The sequence below is a fragment of the Streptomyces sp. CA-106110 genome (assembly GCF_050936285.1).
In the GTDB taxonomy this organism is placed as follows: Bacteria; Actinomycetota; Actinomycetes; order Streptomycetales; family Streptomycetaceae; genus Streptomyces.
In genome coordinates this window covers 684027-700467 of the sequence record NZ_JBNJNB010000001.1, presented here as the reverse complement: position 1 = coordinate 700467, position 16441 = coordinate 684027, and the positions used below count along the sequence as shown (strand labels likewise).

Genomic DNA, 16441 nt, shown 5'->3' with positions numbered 1-16441 from the left:
ATGGCAGCCCATCGCCTGCACCCCGACGGCCGCCTCCTCGCCCACGGCCGCGCCACCGTCTCGGTCACCGGACCGGGCACACCCTGGCCTCGCCGCGCCGCCTACACGGCACTCTTGGTGGCGGGCGGCCTCATCCAAGCCGCCTGGCTGTGGCTGCCGTTGGAGACGGCCACGCACACGACCGGCCACGGCATCCGGACGCTTGCCGCCTACACCCTCGCGCTCGCCGTGGTGGGTGCCCTGCTGCTGGAGAGCGGCAACATGCGCTGCGCGGCCGCGCGGTCGTCCCCGCCACCACCACCGTCCACTACCCGCACCACCACGGCGGCATCTGGTGGGAGGCCGGCAGCCCCCCGGCCCGCTCACCCCGCGCATCCGCCCGCCCCGCCCTTTCGCCGGACCTGCCCGGCCTGCCGCAAGCACTCACTCAGACCGGCCGACCGCGTTAGATTCCTGGCAGGTTTGTAGGCATGACCAGTGGCGCACACAACGAGGGTTCGACGCTCGCGCACTACAACCGGCTCGCCGCCTCCTATGACGTGAACTGGACGCACTCGCCCGAGTTCCGCACGTGGATGCTCGGCGCTCTGCGTGCACGGCTCGCCCCGGTCCAGGGGGAGCGGGCCATGGACCTTGACTGCGGCACCGGGCTCTACACGGACGCACTGGTGGCGACCGAACGGCCCATCACGGTGGTCGACCCGTCGTTCGCGATGCTCTCGCAGCTTCTGCGCCGGGCCGGCGAGGGCCGGGTTCTGCCGGGGGTGTAGCTCGTCTCCAGGGAAGTGCTGAGCTGGGAGAACGCTGGTCGGTGGTGCGGGTGGGGTAGGCGGACTTCTTCGGTCCGTCCCCTAGCCAGCCCCTAGGCCCGGGGGAGTACCGAGGCGCGGTGGATGGGGACCACAGGCTGATGTCAACGGACCGCAGTCGTCGCAGTATCGGGTGCGGTACTTCGTACGAGCACGTGGCGCGCGGGCATTCCATGGCGTGAGCACGGCTCAGTCGAGGGGGGTCTGAAGTGGGTGTGTTCGGTCCAGGCATGCGACGGCGGTCCTTCGTGGCGGGGTCGGGAGCGGTGATGGCGGATCTGGTGGGCAGCGGGCTGTCGTGGGCGGCGCCTTCGGCGCGGCGTGCGGGCGCTACAGCGGTGCCGGTGGACGTGCGGGTCACGGACGACGGATTCGGCGCGCACATCGAGCCCGTGCTCGCGGTCAACCCGCGTGTCCCGCACAACCTGCTCGCCGCGTGCCGGGTCTTCACAGGGACGCGGATCGGCCTGGCCGCGTACGCATCGTTCGACGGAGGCGCCACATGGCGCCGGCACGGGCTGATGCCCGGCCTCGTCCCGGATTTCGACGGCAATCCGACGGTGGCCTTCGACGAGCACGGAAACGGTTATGTGTGCGGTGCGGTGGCCACCCAGGAGCCGTCGCGGCACGGCGACGCCCGCCTGTGGCGCACCGCCGACGGCGGCCGTAGTTTCGACCCGCCGGTCACCGTGGTCTCGGGTGGTCCCGACTTGGTGGACCACCCGTGGCTCGCGATCGGGCGCGGGACTTGTGGCCGGCCCGCGCCCCTGTATGTCGCCGCGAGGATGTACGGCAGCGCCGACGACCATCTCGTCCTCGCCCGGTCGCTCGACGGTGGCCTGAGCTTCGCGCCCCCGGTCAGACTGGAGTCGGTCACCGGCACGGCCACGGCCTCGGTGCTGGCCGTCGCACCGGACGGCACGCTCACGGCCGTGTACCTGGCGAGGTCCCCCTCCGACCGTATGGTCCTTCGGGCCGTCTCGTCGCGAGACCACGGCGAGAACTTCACTGTGCCGGCCGACCTCGCCGAGGTCGTGAGCACGGGACCGGGCCTGGGAGACGTCACGATCAAGAGCGGACCGTCCGTCGCGGTGGCACCGCGCAGCGGTCGTATCGGCGCGGCGGTGACGGGCTTCGACGACGCCACGGGCAGGTCGAGTCTGCTGCTGATCGTCTCCAGTGGCTCCGGCGGACCGACGCGGACCGTGGTGTGGGCGGAACCGGTGGCGGTGGCGGCCAGTGACGAGACCGTGTACCTGCAGCCCCAACTGGCCGCCGACGACGAGGACCGGATCGCGCTGTCCGTTTACGCTCTGTCCATCGCGGCGGCGCGGATCGACGTCCTGCTCTACATCTCGGAACCCTTGGATTCCGGATCCGCTCCGGTCCGCTTCGGGGCACCGTTGCGCGTCACCACGCGCTCCTTCGAGCCGCGGCAGGCCGTCAACACAGGCGATACCCGTTGGTTGGGCAACTACCAGGGGCTGGCCGCAGCCCGCAGCCAGGCATTCCACCCGATCTGGACCGACACCCGCACAGGTGACACACAGATCTTCACCGCCGCGGTTCGCCGCCAGGGCGTTGCCTCCTCCGGATAGCACCCCGGTCGAATCGCGCGGGCATCGCGGGGGCATCGCGGGGGCGACCGCCGAGCGTGTCGGCTGCGATTCGTCTCCGCCGCAGCTCGACATCACGCAAAGCACCGCAGTCAATCGTGAGCTCACCCGATCCAGCGGACCGCGATCTTCCCTCAGCGCGAGCTACACCCTTCTGCCGGTGTGCGCAACGGCCGAAGAGATCGCGTTGAAGCAGGAGAGCGTCCCTGAGACCGCCTACGACGTGATCCTGGCCAAGGAGGTCCTGCATCATGTGGCGGCCGAGCAGCGGGCCGCAGTCGTCGCGGGCGTGAGTGAACTCCTGGCTCCCGGCGGGCGGTTTCTCGTAGCGATGCTTCCCCAGCAGACCGACTATCCGCTGTGGCCTGCTGCTCGCAAGCAGACCGACTATCCGCTGTGGCCTGCTGCTCGCAAGCGGTTCACGGTCCTGCAGCCCGACCCGATGGACATCGCACATGCCATGGAAGATGCCGGGCTGACAACCGAGGTCAGCTACGACACGTTCCCGCTCTCCTTCACCCGCAGCCGGTACCTCAAGATGGTGCGCTCCCGCTTCATGTCGCTCATGGCCGGCTTCGACGACGCCGAAATCGAGGACGGCATCGCGCAGATGCTTCAGGAGCACGGTGACGCCGACAGCTTCAGCTTCGCGGACCGGTTCGCCTTCGTGCTGGGGCGTCGCGGGGCATAGCGAAGCCCCGGTCCCGATCCGCCCGCCCCGCACACACCCTGCGCGCCGCCGGCGTCCATGCCCAACCCGTCGGCTGAGCAGCCGATGCGGCCCGCGACCCGGATCCGACACGGCCGCGTGCCCCGGGAGGAACCAACTATTTCGCTGGCCCGGCAGCCCGACGCGCTGCTCCTGCCGTATCAGGCAACGCTCGCCCTGTTCACGACCTAGCGCAGGCGCCCGCCCCTGGGCGTGCGGCCGCGCTCGGCTCGCTGGCGCCCCTGGTGCGACGGGAGTTGGAGTGGCCCGACTCGCCCGGGAATCTGCGGGGGCCCGGTGACGCCAGAGGCTAACTTGTCCTGAAGACAGCGGGAACGCGGCCAAACCGCCGATTCGTCGGCCCTCATGCGCAGAGAGGGGCGGCGACTGCCGCTCACGCCAGGCGCGCGTCTGGCGTGAGCGGCGTCCCGGGCCCGTTTCCTCACCAGCGCGCCGAGCTCTTCGGCGCCATCCGCCTGGAGGTCATGCATGGTTGCTTGGAGAACTGCCCGCGCTGTGGCCGCGGCCGCGTCGCTCACCGCGCTGACGCTGGCCAGCTCCAGTGCCCCGGCGTCGGCGGACACGGCGCCGGGGATCGTGTTTCGGGTGCCGGTGACCGGGGCGGCCCTGAATCTGGCCGGCCCCTGCCCGCGCTGACCTTCACCGGCTTCGCCGAGGTCACCTACCCCCCCGGCCCGATCTTCCCCCCCATCCCGATCGTCCCCCCCAACCCGGTCAGGCCGGTCAGCACCGTGCTGCGCGACGTGGTGGGCACCGGCGGCGGCGTCTCCTGCGACGCCCGCGGCGCCGAGACGTTCCAGCTGAACCGGGCCACGGACACCCTGACGTTCACCGGCTCCTACACGCTCCACCCGGGCGCCCCGATCCAGCCGCAGAACGCTTTGTGCGCGGGCCACCAGATCGGGGTGCAGTACGTGGCCCACCTCGACTCCGCCGGGCAGGTGATCGGCGTGCCGGCCGCAACCTTCGTGTGCGTCGAACTGAACTGCAACAACGAGAGCGACAACCCCTAGCCGCAGCGGGCCGGACACCCCCAGGACGGTCGCCTACGCAAGGCCGTGAACAGGGCGGACCATTGCCTGACACGGCACCACATCCCTGCGCATGGCTACCTGGACCGACGCCGTCACCGCGCCCGCCGAGCCGACCCTGCTGCCCCGGGACGTAGAGCCCGGCCCAAGGCTGAGCGCGTTCGGCGCGACGGACGGGTGATGGGTGGCGATCACCCGGGCGGTTGAGTTCCTGCCGTCACCGCCGCCTTCGGCCTGAAGGACTGCGACCAGTTCGCCACCGGGGCCGGGGGCGGATGCGTTGGCGGGCGGGGTCAGATGAGCCGGTCGCGGTGGTGGGCGGCGGTGTTGCGGACGAGTTGGGCGAAGCGTTCGCGGCTGCGGTTCTCGTGCTGTTCGGCCTGTTCGTCGTCCCATTCCTCCACGTCGTCGGTGTCGGGTTCCTCGTCGTGGTCGAGGTCGTCGTACTCGCTGTGGAGGAGCCAGCAGCCGTGGATGCCCGTGAGGAGGTCTTCGAGGAGGTCACGTGCGGGGCGCTTGGGGTCGAGAGGGGTCAGGCGCAGCGCGACGTCAGTGAGGTCGGGTTCGTCGTCGCCGGTGTACTCCGCGAGCGTTTCCTCCAGATCCTCGAGCGCTTCCCGCAGGGCGGTGGGGTCGGGCAGTAGGCCGTCGGCGACGTGCATGGCATGGCGGACGAGGCTGGTGACGACGTCGTGCGGGGGGACACCGTCGTTGATGAGGCCGAGGACGAGGGTGGGTGTCTCGTGGGGGAGGGCCTCGATGTTGTCGGCTTCGAGGACTACCTGGGTGGGGTTGAGTCTGGATGCCTCGGCGGCCACGTCGGCTGCTGCGGCGAGCCAGTGGGCCGCCGCGACAGCGGCCGCGGTCGGATCGACACCGATGAAAAGTTCGTCGGGGCCGAAGGGGTCCTGCTGCAGGAGGTGGTCAGCGGCGGCGACCTGGACGGGGGAGGCGTCCTCACGGCTGAGGAGTACGGCCTGCTGGGCGCGGCCGCTGAGGTCACCGAGCTCGGCGCTCTCCACGGCCGCGAGTTCCACGGCGGCTTCGGCGGCAACGGCCTTCACGAGCTGCGGGTCGTCCAGGTGGTGCAGGGCGCGTCCGACACGGTGAGCGGATTCGAGAAGGCTGCTGTAGGAGACGACTATCGAACCGCCGCTGGGCAGATTCGGCCGGGTGATCGCGTCGACGACTTCGCTGAAGCCCTTGCGCTCCTCCTCACGGCGCCAGCCTTCACCATTGGGTTCCAGGGAGTCAGCGGCGCTGGCGGGATGCGTGTAGGTGCTCCATGCGGCGCTGGAGAACTGGGTGAGAGCCTGGGCCAGGCTCAGGAGCCTGCCGGTGTCGACGCCGACCGGCAGAGCGGCGATGCTGCTGGCCAGGTCGCCTTCGCCGGTTCCCCAGGTGGCTATCAACTCGTGCCGATCGGATGCGACACAGTAGCGGGTCATGAGGCTGCTCCTCCACGGACATGCGCTGCACGGTGCTGTGTCTGAGCCTATGAGACGGGCCATGGAGCCCACGACGGATGGCCGGCGGGCTCACCTGCTGCTTCACCAACCGGGCGACCGTCGACTACTTCCACTTCGAGGACGAGCGCCGGTCCCACCGCTTGCCCGTGTCGCCGGCCGGTACTTCGGCCCGGATCTGGTGCACGGGCGGACCTGGGGCTGAAGGGGCGAGCCTGCCAGGAGCGCGGCAGCCCACGGCGGAAAGTTCTACGGCGAGCGGGCTCCGGCTACGGCAGGTGGGTAGCCCATAGTGGACCGACATCCCCGAACCCGAGGAACGGAAGTCTGTGACGACCGCGTACAGCGAACCCTCGACCGGACGCACCCCTGGACGGGCGTGGACGATCCGGATCACCGGCCACAGCGACCGCTCGGCCACCGTCTCCTGCAGCACCGGCGGCTGCCAGATGCCGCCCCGGTCCAAGAACGTCGCCGCGCTGCGTGCGTTCGCCGCCCAGCACGCGGCCGCCCACGCCAGGGCCGCCCGGGTGCGCCCCGATGCGCACTGTCACTGCCGCGCCGACGGCTGCGCCGCCCATGAGGCGGCCAAGGTGAGCTGCGCCGGCGCGGTGGTACTGATCGTGCGCCACGATGCGGCCGTTGGCCGGGTGTGGAGCGTCGAAGAGGTCTGCCAGACGTGCGCGGCGCTCATCCCGAACGCCGCCGTCCACGCCCGCGCCGCGCGCCCCGCACCCACCGCGTCCGCGCACACGGTGCCGGCCCCCGCCCGCTCCAGTGTTCCCGGCGGGTTCTCCTCACCCGGCGCGGAAGCCGACAGCGGCCGGGAGGCAGTGGCGCGCCCGCGCCGGGCGCCGCGCGGCGGGCGCCGCTCACCCCGCGGGCAGGCGCACTGACACGGCGTCACAATCCGGTGTCCAAGGGGACGGCGGCCGTGCCGTGAAGTGGGGCGGCGGGCGTCTTTTCCCGCCGGGCGGAATGTAGCCGCCGCTGGTTGCCTGCCCGTTCTCGTCTGGCGGGAGCGCTCTCGGGCACGGCGGCGGCCGGCCGGTGATCGCGGGCAAGCTGCGGCCAGCCGCTGTTTTCGCCGAGCAGAAGGTCCCGCCATGAGCGAGCAGACGATCCCCCCGTCCGACGACCTGCGCGCCTTGCTGGCCGAGGCGGGAGCGGATGCCTACGTCCTGGCCTACGCGGACCCCGTCACCGATCCGGTCTCCTGGGATGTGCCACCACCACTCGCGGGGATGACGGGCGTGGCGCGTTCGGCGGCCGTGCTGGACCGCGCCGCCATGCAGGAGGTGTGCCGGGGGCGGTCGGAGGCCCTGCGCCGCTGGCTGCAGCTGGAGGACGGACAGCGGCAGTTGGCCATCATCGCCATGGACGGGGACGAGCTGCGCGAGTACACCCCCGGCGACTTGGCCGCGGCCCTGGCTCCCTCGGGCGAGGAGCGGGTCCCCAACTGGCTGGGCAGATGGCTGGTCCGGCGGTATTTCGAGGCACCGCCGGATGAGGAGGCCTGGACCGCTGTGGCGGCGGCCTGGACCTGCCACATGCGTGCCCTGGCCGGCAATCCGCCGCCCGCGGTCCTGTCCGAGGTCCTGGACCGTGCCGGTGAAGACCAGGCCACCCGGGAGCTCGTCACCAGGACCGGGCTGCAGCTGACCGGCGTCCTGGACCGGATGGAGTGGTCGACCTACCGGCAGCGCAGCGACCTGGTGGAGGACTGGCACACGCTCAAGCGGCTGTCCGCGGGCGTACCGGCACTCACGGCCAGCGCCGACTGGCTCCTGGACCAGGTCGCCCTGCGCGACGCGAACGCCATGCAGCTGCGGGCGGTGCTGGAGCCGGACATCACCGACCACCTGCACGACCTGCGCCGCAGCGAGGACAGCGCACAGGAGGCCGCCCCGGCGCTCGATGCGCAGCGCACCGAGCAGCTAACCCACGCCCGCGACCTCGTCCGGGCCTACACCGCCACCTCCTACTTGGGACGGGAAAGGGAAGCCGACGAACTCTTCAGCGCCTTCGCTGTGCCGACGCGCACGCTGGAGGTCAGCGACCCGGCGCGCCTCTGGCGGCAGCGGTCGGTCACCGCGCGGGGCGCCCTCGCCGCCATCGAGGAGCAGTGGCTGGCCGTGATGGACAGGTCTGCCGGCGAGTACCGGGCCGGCCCGGAGCGGCGACACGCCGAGCGGGTCTACCTGTCCACGCTGGAGGCCCAACAGCATGCCGTGCACGACGCGCTGGGCCGTGCGGATCGCGCGGCACCGGTGCCGCCCGGTGTGCCCGAGGGCCTTCGCGAGGTCGCCGGCCACCTGACCGCGCGGCGGGTGGCCGACGCGTTCGGCTCCCTCGAGCGGGCCCGCACGGTCCTGGACGGCCAGATCGCCTACCTGCGGCAGGAGCCCATCCCCGCCCACCGGCGGGAGGAGACCGCCGCCGAACTGGCTCTGCTGGAAGGCGTCCGCAGCGCCGTGGATGCGGCCTCGGCGCAGCCGGGGCTCGACGGGCAGAAGATCCAGGACTACGTGGACCGGTTCATGGCCGCCCGCCCGGCGCAGCCCTCGGCGCGACCGGATCTGTCACAGGGACCGGAGCGCCGCGTCGGTCACGCGCCGGTCCAGGCGGTGATGCCGCAACCGGGGACGGGCGGGATGCGGCCATAAGAAGTGGTGAAGGGCCTCGTGCTGAGAGCCTCCGGCGGCGCCGGGGGCGTCAGGCCAGGAGTCCGGCGCGGCGGGCCCGAAAAAGCGCGGCGATGGTGCAAGTGTCGGTGATCTCCCCGGCCTGGGCGAGCTGTTCGGCCTCATCGGCGGTGACGGTGCGGATCTGACGGATGCCTTCGGCGCGCGCAGGGTCACCGACCGCGTTGACGCGCGCCGCATACAGCGCGATGGGCTGTCCCAGGATCCCAGTGTCGGGATGCACCGCGCCGAGCGGAGTCAACTCCCGTGGTGTGGCACCGATTTCCTCGGCGAGTTCCTTGGCCGCATTGGACGCATCGCTCAGCTTGTCGGTGCCGCCGCCGCGCGGGATCTCCCAGTGCCAGGAACGGGTGGCATGCCGGAACTGCTCGATGAGGACCACTCGGAGGCCGCTGCCGCTGCCGAGAAGGGGGAGAACGGCCACGCCCGGCAGCGGGGCGAGCATGCGCAGGTACGTCCCGTGCCGTCCGTCGGGGAACGTCACCTGATCGCGCAGGAGCATCCACCACCGGTCGTGGTGGAGGACCTCGCCCTCGGCGCCCGGCAGGCCGGGGATGGTGATCGCGCCGTCGCCGGGCGGCGTGGCGAACAGCTCGGGACGGTCCTCGCGCAGCTGTATGTAGGCGCCCTGCGGGGTGGAGTCCGTCCGGTCACCGGCCTTGCCGGGCACGGCGGGCGGCATGCCGGGGGAGGGGACTGCGCTCATGCGGCGGCCGCCAGCCGTGCGGCGGCCAGGTCGATGGCGAGCTCGTTGACCGCGGCGTAGGTGACGTGGCCGACGGTGACGATGTGCGCGATGTCGCCGGCGCACGCGAGGTGCCACTTGCGGACCACATGAGCGGAGGGCCGGGCGAAGGTCACGGTCAGGGACCCGGGCAGCCGGTCCGGGCCGGCGCCCGCGTCCTCGAACTGGTCGACGGCGTAGGCGGCGACCTCCTGGCAGCGGCTGATCAGGGCCGCCATGCCGGTGCGTCCCAGCGAGCGCAGGCGGGCCCACAGCAGCAGCGCGGCCAGTCCGCTGCGGGAGCAGGCCAGGGTGCGGTCGGTGGCCGCGATGTACTCCCCGCCGTCCCGCTCGGGCAGCAGCTCACGCCGCACCAGGGAGATGCCCGCGGGCACCGGCATTCCCAGGATCTTGTGCCCGCTGACGTTGAGGGAGTCGGCGCCATGCGCGAAGCTCCAGCTCGGCTGCGGGCTGGTGTGCGCGGCGACCAGCCCGCCGCCCGCGGCATCGACGTGCACATACACCGCACCGGCCGGCTCGGCGGCCGCGCGCAGCGCCACGATGTCGTCGACGGCGCCGCGCATCGTCGTCCCGCAGGTCGCCACGACAATCGCCCCGCCCGCCCGCCGCCGTTTCCGCAGCACCTTCAGGCGCAGGTCCTCGGCGTCCATCGTGCCGTCGCGTCTGGAGGCCACGGTCACCACCTGCATGCGCAGCAGCTCGCACACCCGCCGCACGCTGTAGTGCGCCTGGTCGCAGGCATACACGACCGCTGCGGGCAGCGCCTGGCGGGCGGTGGCCAGTCCGTGCAGGAGGGCCTCGCTGGACGCGGATGCCACGTAGCCGTAGACGTCGGAGGGCCGGGCCCCGGCGATGCCCGCCATGTACGCCAGGACTGCCCGCTCGTGGGCTTTGGCGGCGATGTTGGAGGCGTCGTGCGAGTAGGGGTCGCCGACGTTGTTGAAGAACACGCTGAGCAGCGGGGCGAGGCCCTCGAGGGAGAAATCGAGGTCGCCGGGGAAGCCCAGGACGTGGCGTGCCTCGTGGCGCAGGCCGCGGGCGAGCTGGTTGAGGTGGCCGGTGTCGGTTGCGGGGCTGGACGGCAGGTCGCCGATGGCGAGGTCCGCATCGGGCAGGATCTGGGTGTCGCGGGCGGTCACGTCATCGGCTCCATGCGGTGGGGGCGTCGGCAGTGCACCCGCCCATCTACGCGGGCCCTGGCCGCGCGCGGGCCGCTCTGGCGGGCCGGGCACCGCCGGACGGGAGGATGCGTCACACAAACCGCTGACAGCTCCCGCCGGGCGGGCCGGGCCCACCGCGCATGATGCCCGATCAGATGCCGGCGGCGGGCCCAGGAAGGCACTGACCGCAGACATGGTGGCGGCTCCCTGCGGTCGAGTCAGGAGGCCACCGACGTGCCGCCGAAAGGGAAGAACGCCCAGCGACGGTCCGCTCATCCGTGGGGAAAACCCTCAACCGTATGAAGCAACTGGGTGAGGTGGAAAACGTAGCACCGGGGATGCTCCGGGCCGTGCTGTCATCCCGGGCTGCTTGATCCCTTTGGGCACGGCCCCAACGCGCTAAGCCTCGATCCACCGGTCGGCTTTGAAGGGGTCTTTTGAGGTTTCGAGGGTCGGGCGTTGGGGCTGTGACTGGACGTGGGCAGGGGGTATTTGCTGGTCTGCCCAGCGTTTCCACGGTTCTGCTCCGGTCGGGCCCCTGGCGGGGCGGGATGGTCAGTGACGTCGGGCCGCCTCGGGTGGCGGGTGGACGGTGTCGAACAGTCGTGTCCAGGCGTGCTGCCAGGGCCATCGCTGCGGTAGGTGCAGGGTGAGGCGGCGGGCGGAGCGGGCGATCCTGGCGGGGACGTGGACGAGGTGGGCGCGCAGGGTGGCGGTGGTGGCTTTGGCGTGGAAGGCGGAGGTCAGGGCGCCGGTGGCCCGCAGCAGGTTGTAGGCCATGGCCCACAGGGTGAGCCAGGCGGCGTTGGCGTGGAAGTGCCCGGACGGCAGGTGGGCCAGTGCGGAGTTCTTGCTGTCGGCGATGACCTGCTCGACGACGGCGTGGTGGCGGTGTTCCCGCTCGGCCTGGAGGGTGGGGGCGGGGTTGTCGGTGAAGAACGGGTGGTAGCGCCAGGCGGGGAAGAGTTCGCCCTGCTCGCCGATGGTGTTGGGTTTGGCCAGGTCGCGGACCCGGCGCACGATGAGGCGGGCGGTGACCCGGTCTGCTTTCTTCCGGCCGGCGAACGCGGTGTAGGCGGGTATCTCGGCGACTTCGGCGTCCGAGATGAGCTCGCCGCTCTCCGGGTCGGGCACGGCGGTGGGGTAGGTGATCTGCTGCCAGGCGGTGTCGTCGATGGCGGCGATGGCCCGTTTGATGGAGGGGTTCATGCCGGTGGTGAGGGAGAAGCGGGCGCCGGCCCGGCGGCAGGCGGCGATGACGCCGGCGTTGTAGAACTGCGAGTCGGCGCGCAGGATGCGCAGGCCTGTGCAGCCGGCCTCACGGGCGGTGGCCAGTGCCTCGCTGACGAGTTTCGGGGCGCCGCGGGAGTCGGCTGCTTTGCCGCGGCGCATCCGCACGGTGGCGATCACCGGTCGGGAGGTGGGGGTGCAGATCGTGGCGAGCAGGGGGTGCAGGGTGCGGATGCCCTTGAACCGGCCGTACTCGCCACCCTGCTTGGTGCGGCCGTAGACGCGTTTGTGAGTGGAGTCGACGTCGATGAACGCCTTCTCGCCCGCGCTGGGCAGCAGTGGGGTGTTCGCGGCCAGCGCGGCCAGGAACTGGCGGTGCACCGCGTGCAGTTGGAGGGCATGACCGTGGGTGAACGAGCGCAGGAATGTGCCCAGCGTGGACGGGGCACGGATACCTGCGAACAGCAGGGGCATCGCACCGTGCCGCAGCACGTCCAGGTCGTCGATGCTGTCCGCGCCCGCGGCCATGCCGGCCACGATGCTGGTGACCTTGGCGTCCGCCGCGGCACCCGCCCCGTTGTTCGCCCCCCTCAGCTTCACCTTGTCCGCCGTCAGACGGGCAAGCCCGCACCGCTCAGCCAGCCGCATCACCGGGACCAGCCCGGCATACGCAACCAGATTCGCCTCATCGAACGCGGCGGACACCGCCGAAGTGGCATGGGAAGATTGCATCTCGCGGATGCACTCCGATTCTGTGGACATGGAGCCCTAGGAAGTCCCATCATCCCAGCTCAGAGGGCATCCGCGTCTTCATGTCCAAGCCCTGGACCGGCTATTGCCCGGTGGATCGAGGCTAAGCAGGCCTCCCTCGATTAGCGGTCGGGGGAGGCCGCCCAAACACGCGAACGGACGCTTCTCCTGACAGGGTTCCGGTCCGTCGTGCACGTTCACTCTAGCGCCGCCAACGGTAGCGCTAGAGAGAATCTGTGCCGTCACGCGATGGACCGTGCACGTCTGACCTCAAACAGGCAATTGAGGATCAGCCATGGGCGCATTGAGTCGTATTCGGATCCGGGTCAGAGCGCAAGGCCCAGAGTGCGCTCCAGCCGGCAGACCGTCAGGACATCCGGCCAGCCAGCTCCCGCCAGCAGATCGCCGATGGTCTGTCTGCCGACGTCGCTCTGGGTAGCCAGCGCGCGCAGCGAGAGGTCGGGGCGCTCCCCGAGGGCGGCGTCAAGGCGGCGGGCAATCGTCTGAACCACTGCGGCGGCAGGCTCCCCGACGATCCGGACGTCCGGCCACTTGTCCGGGTCGACGGAGCCGGCCGGATGTGGGCGTTGGGGTCCCACGGCCCATCGACGAAATGCGGCGTGCCACGTGACAAAAGGGCTGTCGGCTCGTGCCGACAGCCCTAGGTCTCCTTGGTGGTCAGAACACGTGCACTTTGCTTGAGTTTCATCCGGCTTTGAGTCGGGCGGTGCGGGTGTAGTGCGCGACGGACTTGTCGATCACGGCGAGGGCGTCGCGCAGCGGTGGGGGTGCGGGTGGGGTGTTGGCTGCCAGCAGGGGTCGTAACAGCCGGTCGTGGACCTTGGTGTAGAAGATCGCGACTCGTTGGCCGTCGTCGGTCAGCACGTAGGTGTTGGTGTGCTCCAGGCGGCGGATCAGTCCGTTGCGGCGTAGCCGGGCAAGGTCGTAGCCCATCTGATTGGTCGAGTATGGGGTGCCCAGCAGGGCGCTCACCTGGGCGCGAAGGCTCCGGTTGGTGAACCCGACGACGGTGGTTAGCAGGATGGACAGGGCGCCGGCCAGGGCCATGACCCGGGGGTCGCCGAACCGCAGGGCCGGGGCCCTCCTGCCGTCGGTGGTCACCGAGGGCAGCGCGACCCGCTCAAAGGCTGGGCTCGCAAGGACGCAGCCCTGGCCGACGCGTTCAGCGTGCAGCAGTCGGGCGTTGACGGCACGGGCTTTGGTCTGAAGTTCCTCGAGGTGGTCCAGGCGGCGCAGGACTGCGAGGTCCTTCGGGGAGTTGACGACGGTCTCGATGCGCAGTGCTCGGCCTTCTTTGAGGTACTGCTTGATCCTGGAGTGCTTGTAGAACAGGTTGACCGTGACGTCGACGCCGCGGGTGACCACCTTGGTGGCGAACCCGGTCTGGGTGTCCGAGCGGATGCGTCGGTCGAAGATGTAGGAGATCTCGTCCGGGCGGCCCAGTCCGAGGTTGTCGCTGACCAGGGCGTCGAAGAACGTTCGAGCGTTGCGGGGTGCGTCGAAGACCAGGGTGCGCGAGACCTCGATCTGGCGCATGGGCAGCTCCCACCAGTAGCCGCCGTCGCGTTCGCGTGGACCGAAGGGCAGGGGCAGTTGGGCCATCCAGCGTTCGAAGAACACGGCGATGGCGCCGGAGTCCAGCCGGTCGCAGATCGCCTGTAGTCCGGGCGTATCGCCGCAGGAGGCGAACCCGTTGGACAGGGCCGTGAACGCGATCCCGGCTTGGGCGGCCTGCTGTTTGGCCCACTCGTGGCCGTTGACCCACACCTTGATCGGGTAAGGGAAGTAGGAGCAGATCTTGATGAACGCCGGGCCGAAGTCGGAGTCCCACAGGTAGAAGTAGAAGCAGGTCACCCGCCGGTCAGCCTTGTCGAAACCGAAGCACACGGCTCCGGGTGTGGTAGCCCGGTCGTAGCCGGTGAACACCCGTTGGAACTCTTGGGCCACGCCGATCGCGACCACCTGTGGGCGACCGGACGCCTGCGCGGCGGCCAGGTACGGCTTCATCACGTCGGCCTTGCGGGCGTCCTTCGCGAAGCGGACCACCGGGATGTGCTCGTCGCGGGCAAAGCGGGCCACTGCCGCGCGGAAGCGGTCGCCGATCTGCCCCAGCAGTGCCGGCGAGGGGGCCGGGTGACCCAAGTGCCCGGTGAGGAACGTCACCACCTGGCCGCCGACTTGAAGGTTCGGCACATAGCCGTTGAGGTAGATCCGGTCCAGGCACTCCAGATCGAGCGCGACATGTCCGTCGAGTACGTCGTGGACGGTGACTGCTCCGGCTGCGTTGCCCGCTGCGATCGCCCTGCGCGCCTGTGCACCAGCCGTCACCCTGACCACCGCCCAACCGAGCACACGAACCAGCTGCTCGCAGCGTCCACCCACCCACCGCGGCTGTCATTCGAACGCCCGGACACCCACCTCGGCGGTCCGAGGCTGGCCTCACTGGGAGCGTGTCTCAGTAACCGGCTACTGGCCCGGTGGTCGTGATCGGCGGGATCGGTTGTGATCGTCCGTTGGTGGTCTGAGGTGCTCGGGTGGGTCGTGTGCCGCTGAGTTTCATGGCCCGGTGGGCGTGGCGGGCCGGTGAGCCCGGCTGGTCAGCCGGTCACGGTAGCGAGTCCTGCCGTTCCGGCGTGTCGGAAGATCTTGCGGAGGTTGTGGCAGGCGGCCAGCAGTCGCCACTCGCCGCGGGCTCCGTCTTCGCCGCGCAGGTGGAGTTGGCGGCCGTTCTGGCAGGTCATGATCTGACCGAAGACGGGTTCGACGATGACTTTTCGGCGGGCGTAGGCGGCTTTACCGAGCTTGGTCCGCAGCTTTCGGGCCATGCGTTCTTTGAGCGTGGCGTCCTTGGGGATGCGTCCGCGGGGTGCGGGTGGGACCTGTTCGTCGTGGGCGAGTCGGCCGGTGGCCATGAAGGTGTCGGTGCCGCAGGCCAGTTGGCGGTCTTTCGCCGCCTCAAGGTTGGTCTCGGAGCAGTATCCGGCGTCGACCAGCGCTTGCTTGGGATGCGTGCCGGTGTTCGCTGCGCACTGGTCGAGCATCGTGGTGTAGTTCAGCGCGTCCGAGGGGTTGCAGGTGACGTCGGCGGCGGTGATGACCTGGTGTTTATCGTCCACGACGGCCTGGGCGTTGTAGGCCTGGATGTAGGCGCCGTCGCTGTTCTTCATGATCCGCGAGTCGGGGTCGGTGAAGTTGGCCTGGGCCTTGGACTTGGGCCGGGCTGTGGCGGCAGCCTTCTGTCCCGCGTCGGTGACGGCCTGCTCGTCGCTACTGCCGGCGCGCTCCTGGTGGCGGCGTTCTTTGTCTTCCGCGTGGCGGCGAGCCTTCTCAGCCGCTTCGGCCTCGATCTGCGCGCGGGCGGCCTGCAACTTGGCCAGGCGCTTCTCGCGCCGGTCCAGCTCAGCGGGCAGGTCCACATCCTTGCCGTCGGGCCCGAAGACCTCATCCTCGGCTTCGTCGGTGGCCTCCGCGTCAGCGAGCAGGTCCCCAGCCCGAGCCTCCAAAGCGGCGATCTCGGCCTCGAGCCGCTCTTCCTTGTCGACCAGGCGGCCGTAGCTCATCGCCTTGTGCTGGGATGCGCTGGCCTCCAGCTTGGTGCCATCCAGCGCGACGCGGCCCATCTTGACCATTCCCAGCTTCTGGGCGAGGTGCAGGGACTGGGTGAACAGACCCGCGAGCGCGTCCAGGTGGCGGCGGCGGAACCGGGCGATCGAGCGGAAGTCCGGGGCCTGATCAGCGGCCAGGAACCGGAACGCAACGTCATCGACGCAACGGCGCTCGATCGCCCGCGAGGAGCGGACCCCGGTGGTGTAGCCGTAGATCAGCAGCCGCACCATCAGCCGCGGGTCGTAGGGCGGGTAGCCCCGCTTCTCGGTGTAGTCCGCCAGCACCGGCCCAAGATCGAGGACCTCGTCGACCAGCTCGGCGACGAACCGGGCCAGGTGGTCCTCGGGCAGCCACTCGTCCAGCGACGGCGGCAGCAGCAGGACCTGGTGCGGGTCGAACGCCCGAAACGTCTTGTCCACCGCTGCCGGGCGGGCCTGCGGCCGCTTGTTCTCCACCGGCTCGACCTCGAACAGCCCATCCCCACCACGCATACCAAAATCATCCCGTACGAATGATCACGGACCGCGCGCGGGTCGCCGGTTACAGAGACACGTTCCTAGCGCACCGGAAGG

General features: G+C 70.5%; 14 protein-coding genes. 7 read left to right on the top strand and 7 right to left on the bottom strand.

Annotated features, from left to right (window positions below):
• The 5 genes from ACQEXA_RS03415 to ACQEXA_RS03395 all read left to right on the top strand — a co-directional run bounded on the left by ACQEXA_RS03415 (position 1) and on the right by ACQEXA_RS03395 (position 4168).
• Positions 1–468 (top strand): hypothetical protein, encoded by a 468-nt coding sequence (locus ACQEXA_RS03415; protein WP_433128573.1) that lies wholly within the window; start codon positions 1–3, stop codon positions 466–468.
• A 2-nt stretch (positions 469–470) separates the two neighbouring features.
• Positions 471–770 carry a hypothetical protein gene (locus tag ACQEXA_RS03410; RefSeq protein WP_433128571.1) on the top strand — a complete coding sequence of 100 codons (300 nt, stop codon included), beginning with the start codon at positions 471–473 and terminating at the stop codon, positions 768–770.
• Between the two features lie 269 nt (positions 771–1039).
• Positions 1040–2407 carry a sialidase family protein gene (locus ACQEXA_RS03405; protein ID WP_433128569.1) on the top strand — a complete coding sequence of 456 codons (1368 nt, stop codon included), beginning with the start codon at positions 1040–1042 and terminating at the stop codon, positions 2405–2407.
• Positions 2349–3116: a methyltransferase gene (locus ACQEXA_RS03400; RefSeq protein ID WP_433128567.1), complete on the top strand. Its 768-nt coding sequence runs from the start codon at positions 2349–2351 to the stop codon at positions 3114–3116. Before ACQEXA_RS03405 ends, ACQEXA_RS03400 begins: the two co-directional genes overlap by 59 nt.
• Before the next feature lie 434 nt (positions 3117–3550).
• Entirely contained in the window at positions 3551–4168 is a 618-nt protein-coding gene (locus ACQEXA_RS03395) for a hypothetical protein (protein ID WP_433128565.1), read from the top strand.
• Positions 4169–4479: 311 nt separating this feature from the next.
• Here ACQEXA_RS03395 and ACQEXA_RS03390 read toward each other — a convergent pair whose 3' ends face one another.
• The gene (locus tag ACQEXA_RS03390; protein ID WP_433128563.1) at positions 4480–5634 is read right to left on the bottom strand and encodes a hypothetical protein; all 1155 of its coding nucleotides are present in this window, start codon (positions 5632–5634) and stop codon (positions 4480–4482) included.
• A gap of 347 nt (positions 5635–5981) precedes the next feature.
• On the opposite strand from ACQEXA_RS03390, the gene ACQEXA_RS03385 reads away from it, so the two are divergent.
• Together ACQEXA_RS03385 and ACQEXA_RS03380 are read left to right on the top strand one after the other, a co-directional pair.
• Positions 5982–6548 carry a hypothetical protein gene (locus ACQEXA_RS03385; protein ID WP_433128561.1) on the top strand — a complete coding sequence of 189 codons (567 nt, stop codon included), beginning with the start codon at positions 5982–5984 and terminating at the stop codon, positions 6546–6548.
• A 210-nt stretch (positions 6549–6758) separates the two neighbouring features.
• On the top strand, positions 6759–8318 hold the full coding sequence (locus tag ACQEXA_RS03380; RefSeq protein ID WP_433128559.1) for a hypothetical protein: 1560 nt from the start codon (positions 6759–6761) through the stop codon (positions 8316–8318).
• A 49-nt stretch (positions 8319–8367) separates the two neighbouring features.
• Here the strand turns inward: ACQEXA_RS03380 and ACQEXA_RS03375 are convergent, their stop codons facing one another.
• The 6 genes from ACQEXA_RS03375 to ACQEXA_RS03350 form a co-directional block, all read right to left on the bottom strand.
• Positions 8368–9063: an NUDIX domain-containing protein gene (locus tag ACQEXA_RS03375; RefSeq protein WP_433128557.1), complete on the bottom strand. Its 696-nt coding sequence runs from the start codon at positions 9061–9063 to the stop codon at positions 8368–8370.
• Positions 9060–10241, bottom strand: a complete 1182-nt coding sequence (locus ACQEXA_RS03370) for an aminotransferase class V-fold PLP-dependent enzyme (protein ID WP_433128555.1) — start codon at positions 10239–10241, stop codon at positions 9060–9062. The genes ACQEXA_RS03375 and ACQEXA_RS03370 overlap by 4 nt, the downstream gene beginning before the upstream one ends.
• 576 nt (positions 10242–10817) lie before the next feature.
• Positions 10818–12224, bottom strand: a complete 1407-nt coding sequence (locus tag ACQEXA_RS03365; protein ID WP_433128553.1) for an IS1380 family transposase — start codon at positions 12222–12224, stop codon at positions 10818–10820.
• 344 nt (positions 12225–12568) lie between these two features.
• Positions 12569–12754, bottom strand: coding sequence for a helix-turn-helix domain-containing protein (locus tag ACQEXA_RS03360; RefSeq protein ID WP_433128552.1), 186 nt, complete (start codon positions 12752–12754; stop codon positions 12569–12571).
• A 193-nt stretch (positions 12755–12947) separates the two neighbouring features.
• A complete protein-coding gene (locus ACQEXA_RS03355) occupies positions 12948–14591 on the bottom strand; it encodes a hypothetical protein (protein WP_433128550.1) in 1644 nt (547 codons plus the stop codon).
• A gap of 269 nt (positions 14592–14860) precedes the next feature.
• The gene (locus tag ACQEXA_RS03350) at positions 14861–16288 is read right to left on the bottom strand and encodes an IS1182 family transposase (protein ID WP_433134442.1); all 1428 of its coding nucleotides are present in this window, start codon (positions 16286–16288) and stop codon (positions 14861–14863) included.
• Positions 16289–16441: the final 153 nt, after the last annotated feature.